Origin of the sequence: Streptomyces sp. N35 (assembly GCF_016464295.1) — a bacterium.
Taxonomy (GTDB): Bacteria; Actinomycetota; Actinomycetes; order Streptomycetales; family Streptomycetaceae; genus Streptomyces.
On record NZ_JAEIMH010000102.1, the window covers coordinates 13,094 to 28,640 of the forward strand.

The 15,547-nt window shown below is 70.9% G+C and carries 10 protein-coding genes and 1 tRNA gene; 6 read left to right on the top strand and 5 right to left on the bottom strand.

The window, feature by feature from the left end:
- The first annotated feature begins 643 nt into the window (after positions 1-643).
- From JAO81_RS36425 to JAO81_RS36435, 3 genes are all read left to right on the top strand, one after another.
- Positions 644-1,792 carry a M6 family metalloprotease domain-containing protein gene (locus JAO81_RS36425; protein WP_233416424.1) on the top strand — a complete coding sequence of 383 codons (1,149 nt, stop codon included), beginning with the start codon at positions 644-646 and terminating at the stop codon, positions 1,790-1,792.
- A gap of 234 nt (positions 1,793-2,026) precedes the next feature.
- Positions 2,027-2,986 carry an ATP-binding cassette domain-containing protein gene (locus JAO81_RS36430; RefSeq protein ID WP_199552278.1) on the top strand — a complete coding sequence of 320 codons (960 nt, stop codon included), beginning with the start codon at positions 2,027-2,029 and terminating at the stop codon, positions 2,984-2,986.
- 47 nt (positions 2,987-3,033) lie between these two features.
- The gene (locus JAO81_RS36435; protein WP_199552279.1) at positions 3,034-3,870 is read left to right on the top strand and encodes an ABC transporter permease; all 837 of its coding nucleotides are present in this window, start codon (positions 3,034-3,036) and stop codon (positions 3,868-3,870) included.
- Positions 3,871-3,933: 63 nt separating this feature from the next.
- Here the strand turns inward: JAO81_RS36435 and JAO81_RS36440 are convergent, their stop codons facing one another.
- Positions 3,934-7,020, bottom strand: a complete 3,087-nt coding sequence (locus JAO81_RS36440; protein WP_307814080.1) for a BTAD domain-containing putative transcriptional regulator — start codon at positions 7,018-7,020, stop codon at positions 3,934-3,936.
- 274 nt (positions 7,021-7,294) lie between these two features.
- On the opposite strand from JAO81_RS36440, the gene JAO81_RS36445 reads away from it, so the two are divergent.
- The 3 genes from JAO81_RS36445 (at position 7,295) to JAO81_RS36455 (ending at position 11,521) form a co-directional block, all read left to right on the top strand.
- Positions 7,295-8,701, top strand: a complete 1,407-nt coding sequence (locus tag JAO81_RS36445; RefSeq protein ID WP_199552280.1) for a family 2B encapsulin nanocompartment shell protein — start codon at positions 7,295-7,297, stop codon at positions 8,699-8,701.
- A complete protein-coding gene (locus JAO81_RS36450) occupies positions 8,692-10,968 on the top strand; it encodes a terpene synthase family protein (protein ID WP_199552281.1) in 2,277 nt (758 codons plus the stop codon). Before JAO81_RS36445 ends, JAO81_RS36450 begins: the two co-directional genes overlap by 10 nt.
- 64 nt (positions 10,969-11,032) lie before the next feature.
- Positions 11,033-11,521 (top strand): cupin domain-containing protein, encoded by a 489-nt coding sequence (locus JAO81_RS36455; RefSeq protein ID WP_199552282.1) that lies wholly within the window; start codon positions 11,033-11,035, stop codon positions 11,519-11,521.
- A 116-nt stretch (positions 11,522-11,637) separates the two neighbouring features.
- Here the strand turns inward: JAO81_RS36455 and JAO81_RS36460 are convergent, their stop codons facing one another.
- The 4 genes from JAO81_RS36460 to JAO81_RS36475 form a co-directional block, all read right to left on the bottom strand.
- Complete coding sequence (locus tag JAO81_RS36460) at positions 11,638-12,150, bottom strand: hypothetical protein (protein ID WP_199552283.1); 513 nt, start codon at positions 12,148-12,150, stop codon at positions 11,638-11,640.
- 48 nt (positions 12,151-12,198) lie between these two features.
- Complete coding sequence (locus JAO81_RS36465) at positions 12,199-13,710, bottom strand: alkaline phosphatase (protein WP_199552287.1); 1,512 nt, start codon at positions 13,708-13,710, stop codon at positions 12,199-12,201.
- Between the two features lie 388 nt (positions 13,711-14,098).
- Positions 14,099-14,172: transfer RNA gene (locus JAO81_RS36470), tRNA-Lys, on the bottom strand.
- A gap of 74 nt (positions 14,173-14,246) precedes the next feature.
- Positions 14,247-15,547 (bottom strand): AMP-binding protein (locus tag JAO81_RS36475; protein WP_233416425.1); only part of this gene is annotated, 1,301 nt, incomplete at its 5' end.

Consider the following 15,547-nt stretch of genomic DNA (forward strand, 5'->3'; position numbering starts at 1 on the left):
GGCTCCCCCCGCCGCCCGCCCCCCCGGCCCCGACCAGGGGGGCCGCGGGGGGAGCGCCCCGCCGCCACACCCGCGCCGCCCACCGCGATGACCGAGGTGGTGTGACGCTCCGTGATCGCAGACCGGGCGTCATCGGGGGTCGAGCCCGCCGTGGGCGCCGGCCCTTCGGACGTTCCGCTCACCGCTCGCTCCCGCAGGCACTTGTCGTGTTCAGGTCTGATCTGGTCGGGTCGGCCGGAAAGTGTGCCGATCATAGAGGCTGGCCGCAGCCCCATTCCACTTCCGTCGCGGCCCCGACCCCCCTCAGGGGTTACTTCCGGACTCCCTTGTCTCATGCGGCCGTTACTGCCAGATCGTTTCTGCACAGTCCTGGCCCGGATCGTTTCGGGGACCTTCACATCCCCGATCAATCAGCTTCCGCTTGTGACTTTCCGTGAGCGCCGGGCATGTCCCTCACTCACTCGACCGGTCCACCCAAACAGGGCGAACTTCAACAAACCACCACAGGCTGAGGGAGGTGTTCCGCCGTCCGCATCCGGAGGTCTACGTGCCGCGTCAGCTCCCCCCAGGGGGTCTGCCTCGTGAGGGGGACCGGGCGCGCAGTGCCGCAGCGGCTTTCACCTCTCTCGCGGCGTTCGCCTCCATGTCTCTGCTCGCGGGTCCCGCCGTGGCCGAGCCGGTGGCGGGCCCCTGCGCCCTGGAGCGCACGGCCGCACATCACTCGGAGGGCCTGGACACCTGGAACGCCTCGTATCCGCGCCCCGTCCAGAAGCTCGACGCGGTGATGGTCTTCCTGTCCTTCCCTGACGCCAGCCCGCTGGCCACCCCGAAAGAGCTGACGGCCGACTACTTCCCCTCGACCAGCAGGTTCTTCGAGCGCGCCTCGTACGGCCGGTTCCAGCTGCGTCCGCATCCGCGCAGCGAGTGGATCGAGATGCCGCGGGCCTCCACCGCGTACGCAATAGCGCGGGACTGGGACGCGGACAAGCGCAGCATGTATCTCAAGGACGCGCTGTCGGTGGCCGATCCGGTGGTGGACTTCAGCGCGTACGACATCGTCTACTTCGTGGCCGATCCCGATGCCCCCGGTGTGGACTCGGACGCCACGAAGGTCGTCAACTTCGACGAGCCGCTGCGGGCCGACGGCACCGATGTCCGCCGTATCGTCACGGTCTTCGAGCAGCATCCGCCGGACCGCAATGTGCTCGCCCATGAGACCGGCCATGTCTTCGACCTGCCGGACCTCTACCACCGCCCGCGCGACGGCAAGGGCGACTGGGACACGCATGTCGGCGACTGGGACGTCATGGGCAGCCAGTTCGGGCTCGCGCCCGACCTGTTCGGCTGGCACAAGTGGAAGCTGGGCTGGCTCGAACCCCATCAGGTGACCTGTGTGCAGGGCACCGCGTCCGCCCCGTTCACCCTGGACCCGCTGGCCGCGCCCGCGGTGCGCGGCCAGGCGGGCGGCAAGCGCCTGGCGGTGGTGCGCACCGGGCGGGGCAGTGTGCTCGCGATCGAGGCGCGCGGCTCGGCCGGAAACGACCACCAGACCTGCACCGAGGGCGTCCTGGTCTACCGCGTACGCAATGAGACGGAGTCCGGCGGCGGACCGATCCAAGTGCTCGACGCACACCCGGAGTCGGAGGCCTGCTGGGACGCCTCGGTGTACCCGCCGCTCGCGGACGCACCCGTGCGGGTCGGCGAAACCTTCAAGGTCCCCGGCGAGCGGACCCGCGTCCAGGTCGTGGGGCGCTCGCCTTCGGGGTCGTGGACGGTGAAGGTCACGCCCTGACGGCCGCCCTTCGGCTGGGCAGTCCCCTCCCGCCCGGGGGCCGAGCCCCTTTCCAGGCTATCGGCGCTCACTGACATCGGCCCGGCTCAACCGTCCGGACCGCACTGACAGCCGCGCGTCGCCCTGTCAGGTCGCCTGTCAGCTCTGTCAGCGTCCTGTCCGCCCGCTGTCAGGGCTCCCCGGCAGTGTCTTGCCCATCGAGAACGGCAAGCCACCACCGAGGAGTTGACCACCATGTCGTACGCGATCCGGGCCGAGGGTCTGGTCAAGAAGTACGGGGACTTCACCGCCCTGGACGGGGTGGACCTGGAGGTCCCGGCCGGCAAGGTCGTCGGGGTGCTCGGCCCCAACGGCGCCGGCAAGACCACCACCGTGCGCATCCTCGCCACGCTGATGCGCCCCGATGCCGGGCACGCGACCATCGGCGGCCACGACATCGTCAAGGATGCGGTGAAGGTACGGCAGTTGATCGGTCTCACCGGGCAGTTCGCCTCGGTGGACGAGACCCTGACCGGCACCGAGAACCTCGTCCTGATCGGCCGGCTGCTCGGTCTGTCCCGCCGGGGCGCCAAGGCCCGCGCGGTCCAGCTGCTCGAGCAGTTCTCCCTGACGGACGCGGCCCGTAAGCCGATCGCCACCTTCTCCGGCGGTATGCGCCGGCGGCTCGACCTCGCCGCGAGTCTGGTGGGCCGTCCCCAGGTCCTCTTCCTGGACGAGCCGACCACCGGCCTCGACCCGCACGCACGGCAGGAAGTCTGGGAGGTCGTACGGAGCTTGGTCGCCGACGGCTCGACGGTACTGCTCACCACGCAGTACCTGGAGGAGGCCGACCAGCTGGCCGACTCGATCACCGTCTTCGACAAGGGCCGCAAGGTCGCCGAGGGCCGGCCGGGAGAGCTCAAGCGCCGCGTCGGCGGACAGGTCCTCCAGGTGCGCCCGACCGTGTCGGCCGATGTACCGCTGGTCGCTCAGCTCCTGGCCGAACTGTCCGGGCACTCCCCCGCCGAGGACTCGGGTGTGCTGACCGTCCCGGTCGACGACCCGCTGCTCGTCGCCGCGGTCGCCCGCCGGCTCGACGGCGCCGGCATCACCGCCGACGAACTGGGGCTTCGGCTGCCGAGCCTGGACGAGGTCTTCCTCGCCCTCACCGGCCACACCCCGACCGTCAAGGACGCCGAGCCCGCCGCCGTCTGAGCCCGCCGACTCCCCGTACACACAAGACTTTCCGAGAGGACCTCGTCATGAGCACCCAGACCGTCTCCGCCCCCGCGCCCACCGCCCCCGCCACCGTCGAGCTCACCGGCCGGATCGGTTTCGCGCGGACCGTCTCGCACAGCCTCGCCCTCGCGGGCCGCGGCTTCACGAAGTTCATGAAGTCCCCGATCCAGCTGGTCGATGTCGTCCTCACCCCGATCATCACCCTGTTGATGTTCATCTATCTCTTCGGGGAGTCGATGGCGCAGGGCAATACCGACTGGTACCTGCACCACGTCGTCCCAGGTGTGATGGTGATGGCCGTCTTCCAGGCCAGCGTCGGCATCGGCGCCTCGCTCGCCGCCGACGCCAGCACCGGGATCTTCGACCGGTTCCGCTCCATGCCGATCGCCCGGTCCGCCCCGCTGATCGGCGCCGTCCTGGCCGATATCGTCCGCTACGTCGCCTGCCTGGTCACCCTGATCGCACTCGCCATCGTCATGGGCTACCGCTTCGACACCAACCTGGTCGCCGGGGCCGGTGCGCTCGCGCTGCTGATCGGGTTCGCGCTCAGCTTCTCCTGGATGTCGGTCTACCTCGGCATGCTGATCAAGAACCCCACCTCGGTACAGGGTCTGATGACCATCCTGATCCTGCCGCTCACCTTCGCCAGCAACGTCTTCATGAAGCCCGAGGGCATGCCCGGCTGGCTGCAGGCCTGGTCGGACGTCAACCCGGTGTCGCTGGTGGCCGACGCCGTCCGCGGTCTGCTCAACGGCGGTCCGGTCGCCCACGGTCTGACCGGCAGCCTGATCTGGATGGCCGGTGTGGTCGCGGTCTTCTTCCCGCTGGCCATGCGGGCGTACCGCAAGAGCGCCGGCTGATCACCGGGCGGTTGTACGGCCGGGCGGGGCCCTCACCTTGAAGGTGCGGGCCCCGCCCGGCGTTCACCCGCGTGTCCGCAGGGCCCGTTCCTCCAGCCACCGCAAGGCGTCCTCGCGCGAGTACGCCGCCCCCTCGTCGTACGCCTCCTTGAAACCGGTCTCCCCGAGGGTCTCCTTCAGACGGTCGACCAGCTCGCACCACTCGGGCTCGCCCCAGTCGAAGGCCCCGCGCATCACCTGGCTCATGCCGAGCGCCTTGGCGCCCTCGGCGGGCGCACCCTCCAACGGCAGGAGCCCACCGAGCAGTTCGGCCACCCAGGCGAGTGCGGCGCCGGCGCCTTGACCGAAGAGCGCGCCGGCCGCTTCGGGGAGAAGGGCTCGGGCGGCAGGGGCGTCGCCCGCCGCCAGACGGTTCTCGATACGGGTGGAGACGATCAGATCCCGTGCCAGTGCGCGCAGTTGGGGGCGGCGGGTGCCGAGCGCTTCGAGGCGGTCGAGGGTCGCGTCCGACTGGACCAGGTCACCGGCCCTGCGGTGGGCGTTGGCAAGACCCACCAGGATGTTGGCCTCCAGGCGCAGCTGTCCGCGTTCGCGGGCCTGGCGGTGGGCGGCGCGCAGATCGCGGAACGCGCCCTCGATGTCCCCGCTGCGGCGCCGCTCGCGGGCGAGCCGTGCCTTGCTCAGATACAGATAGTCCTCGGTGCCGAGCTCGGAGGAGAGCGCGACCGCGCGCTCCCAGGTGGCGATGGCCTGCGGGTACTCGGCACGCAGGGAGTGCGCCGTGCCGACGGGCAGCAGCGCGAGCACGATGCCCCAGCGGTCACCGACCTGCTCGAAGCCGCGCAGTGCCTCGGCCCGTGACTCCTTTCCGCTGTCCAGGTCGCCCTGTTCGGTGAGCGCGAAGTCGTGGGCGAGGTGGGCTCCGGCCCGTATCCATGGATCGGGTGACCGCATCAGCTCGTCCAGGCCCGCGGACCGCGAGGGGTCATCGGCGAACACGGCCCGGGCCATCTGCAGGAGCTGGGCCGCGGGGTGGAACTCGCGGGCGATGGCGCTGGCTCCGGGGCCGTCCGGCGTTCCGGGCAGACGGCTGCTCATGCCGCGGATGCCCCAGTACCAGAACATCGCGGCGCCGAAGCGCCGAGCCATCTCCACGTGCCCGGAACCGCCCGAGTCGTTCAGGGTCTTCAGGGCATAGCTGAGGTTGTCGTGTTCGGCGTCGAAGACAGCGATGGCGCGCAGCTGGTCCCGGGTGCGCAGCAACGGCTCGTGTTCCTCGGCCAGTCGCAGGTAGTACGAGGTGAGGCGGGCGCGGACCGCCGCGCTCTCCTCGGCGGACTCGGCGAGCCTGCGGCCCGCGTAGGCGCGGACGGTCTCCAGCATCCGGTAGCGCCCCTCGCCTCCGTCCTCGGCGCTCTCCTCGACCAGGGACTTCTCGATGAGGGAGCCGACCACGTACAGGACGTCGTCGGCGGGCAGCCGCTCATCGGCGCAGACCGCTTCGAGCGCGTCGAGGGTGGCGCCGCCGGGGAACGCGGACAGGCGCCGGGCGAGGGTGCGTTCGCCCTCGTCGAGCAGGTCCCAGCTCCACTCGACCAGGGCGAGCAGGGTGCGCTGCCGCGGCAGGGCGGTGCGGCTGCCGGAGGACAGCAGCCGGAAGCGGTCGTCGAGGCGGCGGGCGATCTGCTCGACGTTCATGGAACGGAGTTTGACCGCGGCGAGTTCGAGCGCGAGCGGCATCCCGTCGAGCCCGCGGCAGATGCGCAGGACGGCGTCGAGGGTGGAGTCGTCGAGCACGAAGTCCTGGCGTACGCCCACGGCCCGGTCGACGAAGAGCCGTACGGCCGCGGTCTCCAGCGCTTCCTGCGGCTCGGGCTCGCCGTGCGGCAGATCGAGCGGGCCGAGGTGGAAGAGCGCCTCGCCGGTGATGGCGAGCGGCTCGCGGCTGGTGGCGAGGATGCGCAGTTCCGGCAGGCGCCCGAGGAGTTGGTCGGCGAACTCGGCGGCCGTCTCCACCAGGTGCTCGCAGTTGTCGAGCATGAGCAGGGTGTCGCCGCTGCCGAGCAGCCCGGCGAGCCGCTCGACGGCGCTGGTCCGCCCGGGGCCGCCGCCCTCGTACAGGCCGGCGTCCGTGGCCCCGATCGCGCCGAGCACCGCGTCCGCGAGCTGTTCGGGGTCGCTGACGCCGGCCAGCGGTACGTAGTGGAGCCGGCCACGGTCGTGGGCGGGGTCGCGGGTGGCGGCCTCGAGCGAGAGCCGGGTCTTGCCCGCGCCGCCGGGGCCGACGAGGGTGACCAGGCGCGAGGCGGTCATCAGGGCGGCGAGGCGGCTGAGTTCGCCGTCGCGGCCGACGAAGCTGGTGAGACGGGCGGGCAGCGGGCTCACGGCGGCCGCCTTGGTCCGGTGGTGTTCCAACTCCCCGCGCAGGAGCGCGAGGTGAACGTCCCGCACGTCCGAGGAGGGGTCCACGCCGAGTTCGTCGCCGAGCCGGGTCCTGAGCTCCTCGTACACGGCGAGCGCGTCCGACTGCCGGCCCGCGGCGGCGAGCGCGCGCATCCGCAGTCCGGCGATCCGTTCGCTCAACGGGGCCTGTGCGCCGGCCGCTTCGAGGTCGGCGAGGACGTCCGCGGAGCGCCCCTCCCGTATCTCCGCATCGAAGCGGTCCTCGACGGCCGCGGCCCGCAGACCGTCGAGGCGGGTGGCGACGGGTGCGGCGAAGGGCGCGTCGAGCACATCGGCGAGCGCCGGGCCGCGCCACAGCGCGAGCGCGGTCCCCAGTTTGTGCGCCGCCTCGGCGCCGCGGCCCGCGGCGAGTGCACGCCGGCCCGCCCCCGCGAGCTGCTCGAAGCGGTGGGCGTCCACGTCCGCTTCCGTGACGTCGAGGCGGTAGCCGCCCCCGACCGACTCGACGGCCGCGTGGCCGCGCAGCGACTTGCGGAGCCGGGAGACCAGCGCCTGCAGGGCGTTGGCGGCATCGGCGGGTGGCTGTTCGCCCCACAGTCCGTCGACCAGACCGTCCGCGCTGACGGGCCGGCCGCCTTCGAGCGCGAGGCGGGCCAGGAGCATCCGCAGCCGCGCACCGCCGATCTCGACGGGCCCCGACCCGCTGCCGGCCCCCACCGGACCCAGCAGGTCCACTTTCAGTGCCACGACTCCCCCGGCCTTCCCTTGTTCGAGCGTCTCGCTGAACGCGGGCTAAGGATCACCCAGTCGAGGGCCGGGGTAAAGGCCTGTCCGGTTCAGCGAGGGGCGCGCGGCCGCCGAATTCGCGCCCCGGCGCCTCCCCCTCTCCGGGCGCTCCGCCACCTCCCCTTCGTACGGGGGATCCATCGGCCTCCGTCTGCGTAATCGGGTGATCACAGTCCGTGCTACAAGGTGATCACCGCGTCAGTGACGCACAGCAGCACCGACTGGAGGCACACACATGTCCGTAGGCGAAGAGATCCGCACAGCCGAGGCCCGGCCGCAGCAGAGTCTGGGTACGGCCGCGGCGCGGAATCTGGCCACGACGACCAAGTCCACCCCGCAGATGCAGGAGATCAGCTCGCGCTGGCTCCTGCGAGCACTTCCGTGGGTGCAGGTGCAGGGCGGCGCCTACCGGGTGAACCGGCGCCTGAGCTACTCCGTCGGCGACGGCCGCGTCACCTTCGTCAAGACCGGCGAGCGCGTCGAGGTGATCCCCGCCGAGCTGGGCGAACTGCCGCCGCTGCGGGCCTTCGAGGACATCGACGTGCTCACCGAACTGGCCCGCCGCTGCGAGCAGCGGGAGTTCGCGCCGGGTGAGGTGCTCGCGCACTTCGGCAGCCCCTGCGACGCGGTGTTCCTGCTCGCTCACGGCCGCGCCGAGAAGGTCGGCTCGGGTCCCTACGGCGAGGACGCCGAACTCGGAGTCCTCGGCAACGGCGCGTACTTCGGCGAGGACGGCCTCGTCGACGCGAACGCGATGTGGGAGTACTCGGTGCGCGCGGTGACCACCTGCACCGTGCTCGTGCTGCCGCTCGGCTCCTTCCAGCAGGTCGTCGAGCGGACCCCCGCGCTGCGCAAGCATCTGGACACGCTGCGGGAGATGCCCAGCCAGCGCACCAACAAGTACGGCGAGAAGGAGATCGACCTCTCGGCCGGCCACGTAGGCGAGGCGGAGATCCCCAGCACGTTCGTCGACTACGACGCCTCGCCGCGCGAGTACGAACTGAGCGTCGCGCAGACCGTGTTGCGCATCCACACGCGTGTCGCGGACCTCTACAACCAGCCGATGAACCAGACCGAGCAGCAGCTGCGGCTCACGGTCGAGGCGCTCAAGGAGCGCCAGGAGCACGAGCTGGTCAACAACCGCGAGTTCGGTCTGCTCGCCAACTGCGAGTACGAGCAGCGGATCCAGCCGCACGACGGTGTCCCCAGCCCCGACGACATGGACGAGCTCCTGAGCCGCCGACGGGGTTCGAAGCTGTTCCTGGCGCACCCGCGCGCGATCGCCGCGTTCGGCCGCGAGTGCAACAAGCGAGGGCTCTACCCGGAGCCGGTGATGTTCGACGGCCACCAGGTGCCCGGCTGGCGTGGCGTACCGATTCTGCCGTGCAACAAGATCCCGATCAGCGAGGACCGTACGACCTCGATCCTGTGCATGCGTACGGGTGAGGACGAGGCGGGTGTCATCGGTCTGCGGCAGGCCGGCATCCCCGACGAGATCGAGCCGAGCCTTTCCGTCCGCTTCATGGGCATCAATGAGCAGGCGATCATGTCGTACCTGGTCACCGCGTACTACTCGGCAGCCGTGCTCGTACCGGACGCGCTCGGCGTCCTGGAGAACGTCGAGATCGGACGGTGGCGTTGAGCACGCAGCCCTTCGCGCTGCCGGCCTGCTATCTCCCCTACCCCGCGCGGCTCAGCCCGCACACCGCGCAGGCCCGGGAGGAGTCCACGGCCTGGGCGCGCGGGATGGGGATGGTGGAGGGTTCGGGGGTGTGGGACGCGGAGGACCTCGCCGCGCACGACTACGCGCTCCTGTGCGCGTACACCCATCCCGACTGCACGGCCGAGCAGTTGACGCTGGTCACCGAGTGGTACGTGTGGGTCTTCTTCTTCGACGACCACTTCCTGAAGCTGTTCAAGAAGACCCTCGACCGGCGCGGCGGCAAGGCGTACCTGGACCGGCTTCCGGCCTTCATGCCGCTCGATCTGTCGGCCGGGATGCCCGAGCCGGAGAATCCGGTGGAGGCGGGACTGGCGGATCTGTGGAAGCGGACCGTTCCGCACCTGTCGGCCGACTGGCGGGAACGTTTCGCTACGAGCACCCGCAATCTGCTCAACGAGTCGCTGTGGGAGCTCTCCAACATCAACGAGGGCCGGATCGCCAACCCGGTCGAGTACATCGAGATGCGCCGCAAGGTCGGCGGCGCCCCTTGGTCGGCTCAGCTCGTCGAGTACGTGACCGCCGAAGTGCCCTCGTCGGTGGCGGCGTCGCGGCCGCTGCGCGTCCTGATGGACACGTTCTCGGACGCGGTGCATCTGCGCAACGACCTCTTCTCGTACCAGCGCGAGATCGAGGAGGAGGGCGAGCTCAGCAACGGCGTCCTCGTCCTGGAGACCTTCCTCGGCTGTACGACGCAGGAGGCGGCCGACGCGGTCAACGAGCTGATCACCTCGCGGATGCAGCAGTTCGAGAACACCGCGCTGACCGAGCTGGCCCCGCTGTTCCTGGAGAAGGGACTGCGGCCCGACGAGTGCACGGCGGTGGCCGCGTATGTGAAAGGGCTGCAGGACTGGCAGTCCGGCGGTCATGAGTGGCATATGCGCTCCAGCCGCTATATGAACGAGGGGGCAGTGAGCGGGAGTCCGGCTGCCGGCTGGGGTGCGGGTGCGGGTGCGGGTGCGGGTGCGGGTGCGGTTGCGGTTGCGAGCGGGAGTCCGGCTGTGCTCGGCATGGACGGCCCGCTGGGCACGGGCGCGCTGTCGATCAGGGATCTGCTCGCCGCGACCGGCGCCGGGCGGATCCGCAGCCACGGCCATGTGCCGTATCAGCCGGTCGGCGACTGGCGGGTACCCGAGATCCGCATCCCCTTCCCGCTCACGCTCAGCCCGCATCTCGACGTCTCCCGCGCGCATGTCATCGCGTGGGCACGGGAGATGGGCATCCTGGAGCCTCAGCCGGGCGTGCCCGGTTCGGACGTCTGGGACGAGCGCAAACTCGCCGGATACGACCTTGCGCTGTGCGCGGCCGGGATCCATCCGGACGCGCCCGTCGAGCAGTTGGACCTCACGGCTCAGTGGCTGACCTGGGGGACATACGGGGACGACCTGTTCCCGGTGATCTACGGGCGCACCCGCGATCTGGTGAGCGCACGGGCCTGCGTGGAGCGGCTCCGGCTGTTCGTGCCGGTCGACCTGGGTGCCGCGCCGCCGCCGGCGACGGCGCTCGAGCGCGGTCTTGACGATCTGTGGCGGCGCAGCGCGGGTCCGATGACGCCGGCCGCCCGTACGGACTTCCGGCGGGCGATCACGGAGATGCTCGACAGCTGGCTCTGGGAGCTCGCCAACCAGGCGCAGCACCGGATCCCCGACCCGGTCGACTACGTCGAGATGCGGCGGGGGACCTTCGGCGCGGACTTCACCATGAGCCTGTGCCGTATCGGCCACGGCAAGTCGGTACCGGCCGAGGTGTACGCGAGCGGCACGCTGCGCGCCCTGGAGAGCTCGGCGGCCGATACGGCGGGCCTGCTCAACGATCTGTTCTCGTACCGGAAGGAGATCGAGTACGAGGGAGAGCTGCACAACGCCGTCCTGGTCGTGCAGACCTTCTTCGGCTGCACGCGTGATCAGGCGGGCGCGATCGTGGCGGATCTGCTGCATTCGCGGCTCGCGCAGTTCCAGCACATCGCCGCCTCGGAACTCCCGGTCCTGTACGAGGACTTCTCGCTGGACTCGGCGGCCCGCGGCGTCCTCGACGGGTACGTGAAGGAGCTGGAGAACTGGATGACCGGCATCCTCAACTGGCATGAGGGCGTGCGGCGTTACCGGCCGCAGGACCTCAGCCACGGTCCGCTGCCTCCGCTGACGGGGTTGGGGACGTCGGCGGCGAGGGTGTTCTCGATGGCCGGGTGAGCTCAACCCCCTTGTGGATCAGTACGGTTGGGCCGTACTGATCCACAAGGGGAGGGACCACACCATGTCCGACACCGCCCAGCGCAACGCACGCACGACCGGCCGCCGCACCCGCCTGTACCGGACTGCCGCGGCCGTCGCCACCGTGACCGGGCTCGCCCTGCTGCCGTCCGCGGCGGGGGCGACACCCGGCAGCGGGGTCACCGGCACGATCCTGGCCAAGGGCACCTCCGAGGACACCCTGCGCCTGAAGGCCAAGGGGCGCACCGACGTCACGTTCCGCACGATCACGATCGCCCCCGGCGGCTCCACCGGCTGGCACTACCACCCCGGCCAGGTGCTCGCCGTGGTCCAGGAGGGCACCCTCACCCGCACGCTCGGCGACTGCTCGGTCGAGACCACCCCCGCGGGCGGCTCCTTCGTGGAGCCGGGCGGCAGCAAGGACGTCCACATCGGCCGCAACCTGGGCACGACGCCGGTCGTCCTCTACGTGACGTATCTGCTGCCGGAGTCGAGCCCGCTGTCGGTGGACGCCCCGGACCCGGGCTGCTGACCGGGCAACCGCCCCACGGCCCGCCGACACGCAGCGCGCTGCGTCACAAACTGCCGTGTCACGGCTGGCCGCGTCCCAACTGCCGTGACATAGCAGGCCACTTCACAACTCCCGCGTCACAGCTTGCCGGTGACGACTCCGCGCCAGGTCCAGCCCGCACCCAGCACGGCCTCCTGGAGCGGAGTCTTCAGCTCGTCGGCATCGAACCGGAACTCCTCGGCAAAACCGCCGCCGCCATGGCCATCGCCACCGAGCGTCCAGCGCTTGGACACCGTCCGCACCTGACCGCGCTGGACCTCGGCCGCGATCGCCAGCCGCGGCCTGTCACCGGCCCACGTGACCTCGTACTGCTGGTCGAGAGAGCGGACTTCCCGCTTCTCCGGAACAAGCCGCATCCGCACCTGGAACACCCGGCTCACCTGACTGCGCACGAAAAACGTCCGCCAGTCGGGATCGAGGACCCGCCACTCGGCCACCAGATCGGCCCCCTCTTCACGCCCGTCCCTGATGACATACGGAACGTCAGCCCTGTTCAGCCCCAACAGCGCCGCCCCCACCTCACCACCGGACCGCGCCACGACACCATCGGCGGGACGCTTGGTCCCGGTCAGTTTGTCGAAGAGTGCCATGGGGTCAGCCTATTCAGGGGCGACTCGGGGACTCGCCCGGCTCCCAGGTCAGACCTGTACGCCCGGGACCCGGTCCTCCACCACCGCCGTGGCTCTGGTGCTCACCGGGGCGCCGGGGCGGGTGACGTAGGGGAGGACGCGGAAGTCGCTGGTGAGGCGGTTGCGGTCGACGTGGATGCGGACGTAGCCGCGCTGTGCGTTGAAGAACTTCATGTGCGGGTTGGCGGCGAGGAATCGCCGGCCCTCCGCGGTCATGTCGGCGCCGTCGCCGCCGCTCGCGATCGACGTGCCGACGAACTCGGCCGCCAGCGTGGCCGATCGAGGGTCGGTGAAGTCGCTCTTGAGGTCGACCGCGTAGTTCTGGTGGCGGTCGCCGGTGATGACGACAAGGTTGCGCACGTCCCGGTTGCGGGCCTCCGCGAGGAGGCGGTTGCGCTCGGCCACGTAACCGTCCCAGGGGTCCATGAACACGTTGGTGGCCTCCCCCTCGTCCAGGTCGGTCTGGCCCATGGGGGTCTGGTTCCCGAGCACCTGCCAGCGCGCGGGTGAACGCGAGAAGCCCTTGAGGACCCAGTCGCGCTGTTCGGCACCGAGGAGGGTGCGCCCTTCGTCGAAGCGGCCCTCGCAGTCGGCGCTGGTGCCTCCGCCGCAGAGCTGATCGTCGCGGTACTGACGGGTGTCCAGCATGGTGAAGTCCGCGAGCCGGCCGTAGCCGAGCCTGCGGTGGATGCGCACGTCGGGGCCCTTGGGCAGCTGGGTGTGACGCAGCGGCGCGTGCTCGTAGAGCGCCTGGAAGGCGTCCGCGCGGCGCTTCAGGAACACCTCCGGGTCCGCGCCCGCGTCCTGGGAGACGGGGCCGGCCCAGTCGTTGTCCACCTCGTGGTCGTCGAACGTCATGATCCACGGGAAGCGGGCGTGCGCCTTCTGCAGCGGGGCCTCGGACTTGTAGAGGCCGTACTGGAGGCGGTAGCGGGCCAGGTCCAGGGTCTCGGTGTGGAACTTGGGGTCGGTGGTGACGCCGCGCTTGTTGGTGCGCACCCCGTACTCGTAGAGGTAGTCGCCGAGATGCACCACCAGGTCGAGGTCCTCCTCGGCCATGTGGTCATACGCGGTGAAGTAGCCGTCCTGCCAGGCCTGGCAGGAGGCGAAGGCGAACTTCAGGTCGCGCGGCATCGACAAGGCGCGCGGGGTGGTGCGGGTGCGGCCGACCGGGGAGATCGCCGTGCCGGTGCGGAAGCGGTAGAAGTACACGCGGTCGGGGGCGAGGCCGTGCACCTCGGGGTGGACGGAGTGCGCGAGTTCGGGTGTGGCGACCACACTGCCGCGGCGCACCACCTTGCGGAACCGCTCGTCGGTGGCGACCTCGTAGTGCACGCGTACCGGCCTGTCCGGCATGCCGCCGAGACCGTCGGCGGCGAACGGGTCGGGCGCGAGACGCGTCCACAGCACGACCCCGTCGGGCATCGGGTCGCCCGAGGCGACGCCGAGCGAGAAGGGGTCCCCGGTCAGTGCGGGTGCGGCGTGGGCCGCGCCGGTGCTCCACAGGCCGGTGCCGAGCATGAGGGCGGCCGCTCCGGCTCCTCCGTACCCGAATATCCGGCGTCGGGTCGGGGCGTGGGATCTGTGCACGGGTTCCTCCTCGGGCGCGTGGCGTACCGAACCGGGAAAACCCTGCGGGGAGTACGTGACATGTCAGCGCCAACCGGATGGCCACCCGCGGAGAGCCAGATGAACGGGGCGCATGCGCACGCGCGTTGGGGGCCGGTGGCCGCTTCCCGCGCGCCTGTCTCGGAGGGCGCCCGACCAAGGGGGGTGTGGGTGGCGAAGGGCGCCCGACCAAAGGGGGCGTGGGTGGCGAAGCCCCCACAACGCGCGGCGACGCCGCGCAGAAACGACAAGAGCGAGGAAGGTCCGCGCTTTCTGCGGACCTTCCTCGCTCTTACTCGCGTGCGCCGCCAGGGACTCGAACCCCGGACCCGCTGATTAAGAGTCAGCTGCTCTAACCAACTGAGCTAGCGGCGCTTGACTCGTAAATAGTACCCGGTGCGCGGGGGTGGTCCTGACCATTTTCCGGGCCCGGGATCATCGGGCCGGGGTCACCGCCCGAGCAGATCCTCCCGCCCCTGCTCCCGGTACCGCCCGAGCAGCCCCGCCAGATCCTCCGGCGAGAAGCGCCGGTACGCCGAGGAGGGCCCGTCGCGCCACCACACCGGATCCGCGCACCGGAAACCGGTCCGCCGCAGCGCCACCCGGTGGACCTTGTTCGTGGCCGTGACCGGCATCCGGTCGACGATGCGCAGATACGTGGGGATCATCTTGGGGCCGAGGTCGGACTGCCCGGCGAGGAAGCGGGCGAAGTCCGAGGGCGAGAAGGAGGCCGCACCCGCGGGCAGCGCGAGCGTCGCCATCACCTGGTCGCCCGCCACCGGGTCGGGCACCGCGTAGACCGCCGCGGCGGAGGCGGCCGGCCACCGGGCCAGGATGTTCTCGATCATCGCGGCGGCCAGATTCTCGCTGTCGACGCGCAGCCGGTCGTCCGTACGTCCGGCGAAATACAGGAACCCCGCCGCGTCCCGGTAGAAGAGGTCACCGGTCCAGTACCAGCCGTCCCGCACCCGCGCCGCATCCGCCTCGGGATTGCGCCAGTAGCCCTCGAAGGGGTTGCGGCCGCGGTTGACCAGCTCGCCGATCGCCTCGTCCCCGTTCAGCAGCCGCCCGCCGGGCCCGAAGCGCGCGGGCGGGCACTCGGCGCGCGAAGCGGGGTCGACCACGGCCAGGTCGTCACCGGGCGTGGCCCGGCCGATCGCGCCGGGCGGGGTGTCGGCGGTGCGCTGGATGGAGGCGCCGCCCTCGGAGGACCCGTACCCCTCGACGAGCTTCACGCCGAACCGCTCGGCGAACCGCCGCGCGTCCACCGCACCCGCCTCGGTCCCGAACCCGACCCGCAGCGGGTTGTCCCGGTCGTCGTCGGCGGGCTCGGTGGCCAGCAGGTACTGCACGGCACGGCCGACGTACGTGAAGTACGTCGCGCGATATGTCCGTACGTCGGAGAGGAAGGCCGAAGCGGAGAAGCGCCGCCGCAGCGCCACCCCCGCACCGGCCACGAGCGCCGGGGCCCAGTCGGCGATCACGGCGTTCCCGTGGAACATCGGCATACAGATGTAGTGCACGTCGTCCGGCCGTACCCCGTGGAACCGCACCAGTGACCGCCCGGCCGCCGCGAGCCGTCCCTGCGTACAGATCGCGGCCTTGGGCGCACCGGTCGAACCGGAGGTGAAGTAGAGCAGGATCCGTGACCTGGGTCCGACCTCGCCCACGGTGTGCTCGCCCGGTTTGGCGCCCTCGTAGGACTTCAGGAGCTCGGCGTACGCGTCCGTGTCGGTGACGAGGACGCGTA

Coding starts and splice junctions, on each gene's coding strand:
- JAO81_RS36445 (WP_199552280.1), top strand. CDS start 7,295: ATGTCCGTAGGCGAAGAGATCCGCACAGCCGAGGCCCGGCCGCAGCAG.
- JAO81_RS36465 (WP_199552287.1), bottom strand. CDS start 13,710: ATGCTCGGCACCGGCCTGTGGAGCACCGGCGCGGCCCACGCCGCACCC.
- JAO81_RS36435 (WP_199552279.1), top strand. CDS start 3,034: ATGAGCACCCAGACCGTCTCCGCCCCCGCGCCCACCGCCCCCGCCACC.
- JAO81_RS36430 (WP_199552278.1), top strand. CDS start 2,027: ATGTCGTACGCGATCCGGGCCGAGGGTCTGGTCAAGAAGTACGGGGAC.
- JAO81_RS36460 (WP_199552283.1), bottom strand. CDS start 12,150: ATGGCACTCTTCGACAAACTGACCGGGACCAAGCGTCCCGCCGATGGT.
- JAO81_RS36425 (WP_233416424.1), top strand. CDS start 644: ATGTCTCTGCTCGCGGGTCCCGCCGTGGCCGAGCCGGTGGCGGGCCCC.
- JAO81_RS36455 (WP_199552282.1), top strand. CDS start 11,033: ATGTCCGACACCGCCCAGCGCAACGCACGCACGACCGGCCGCCGCACC.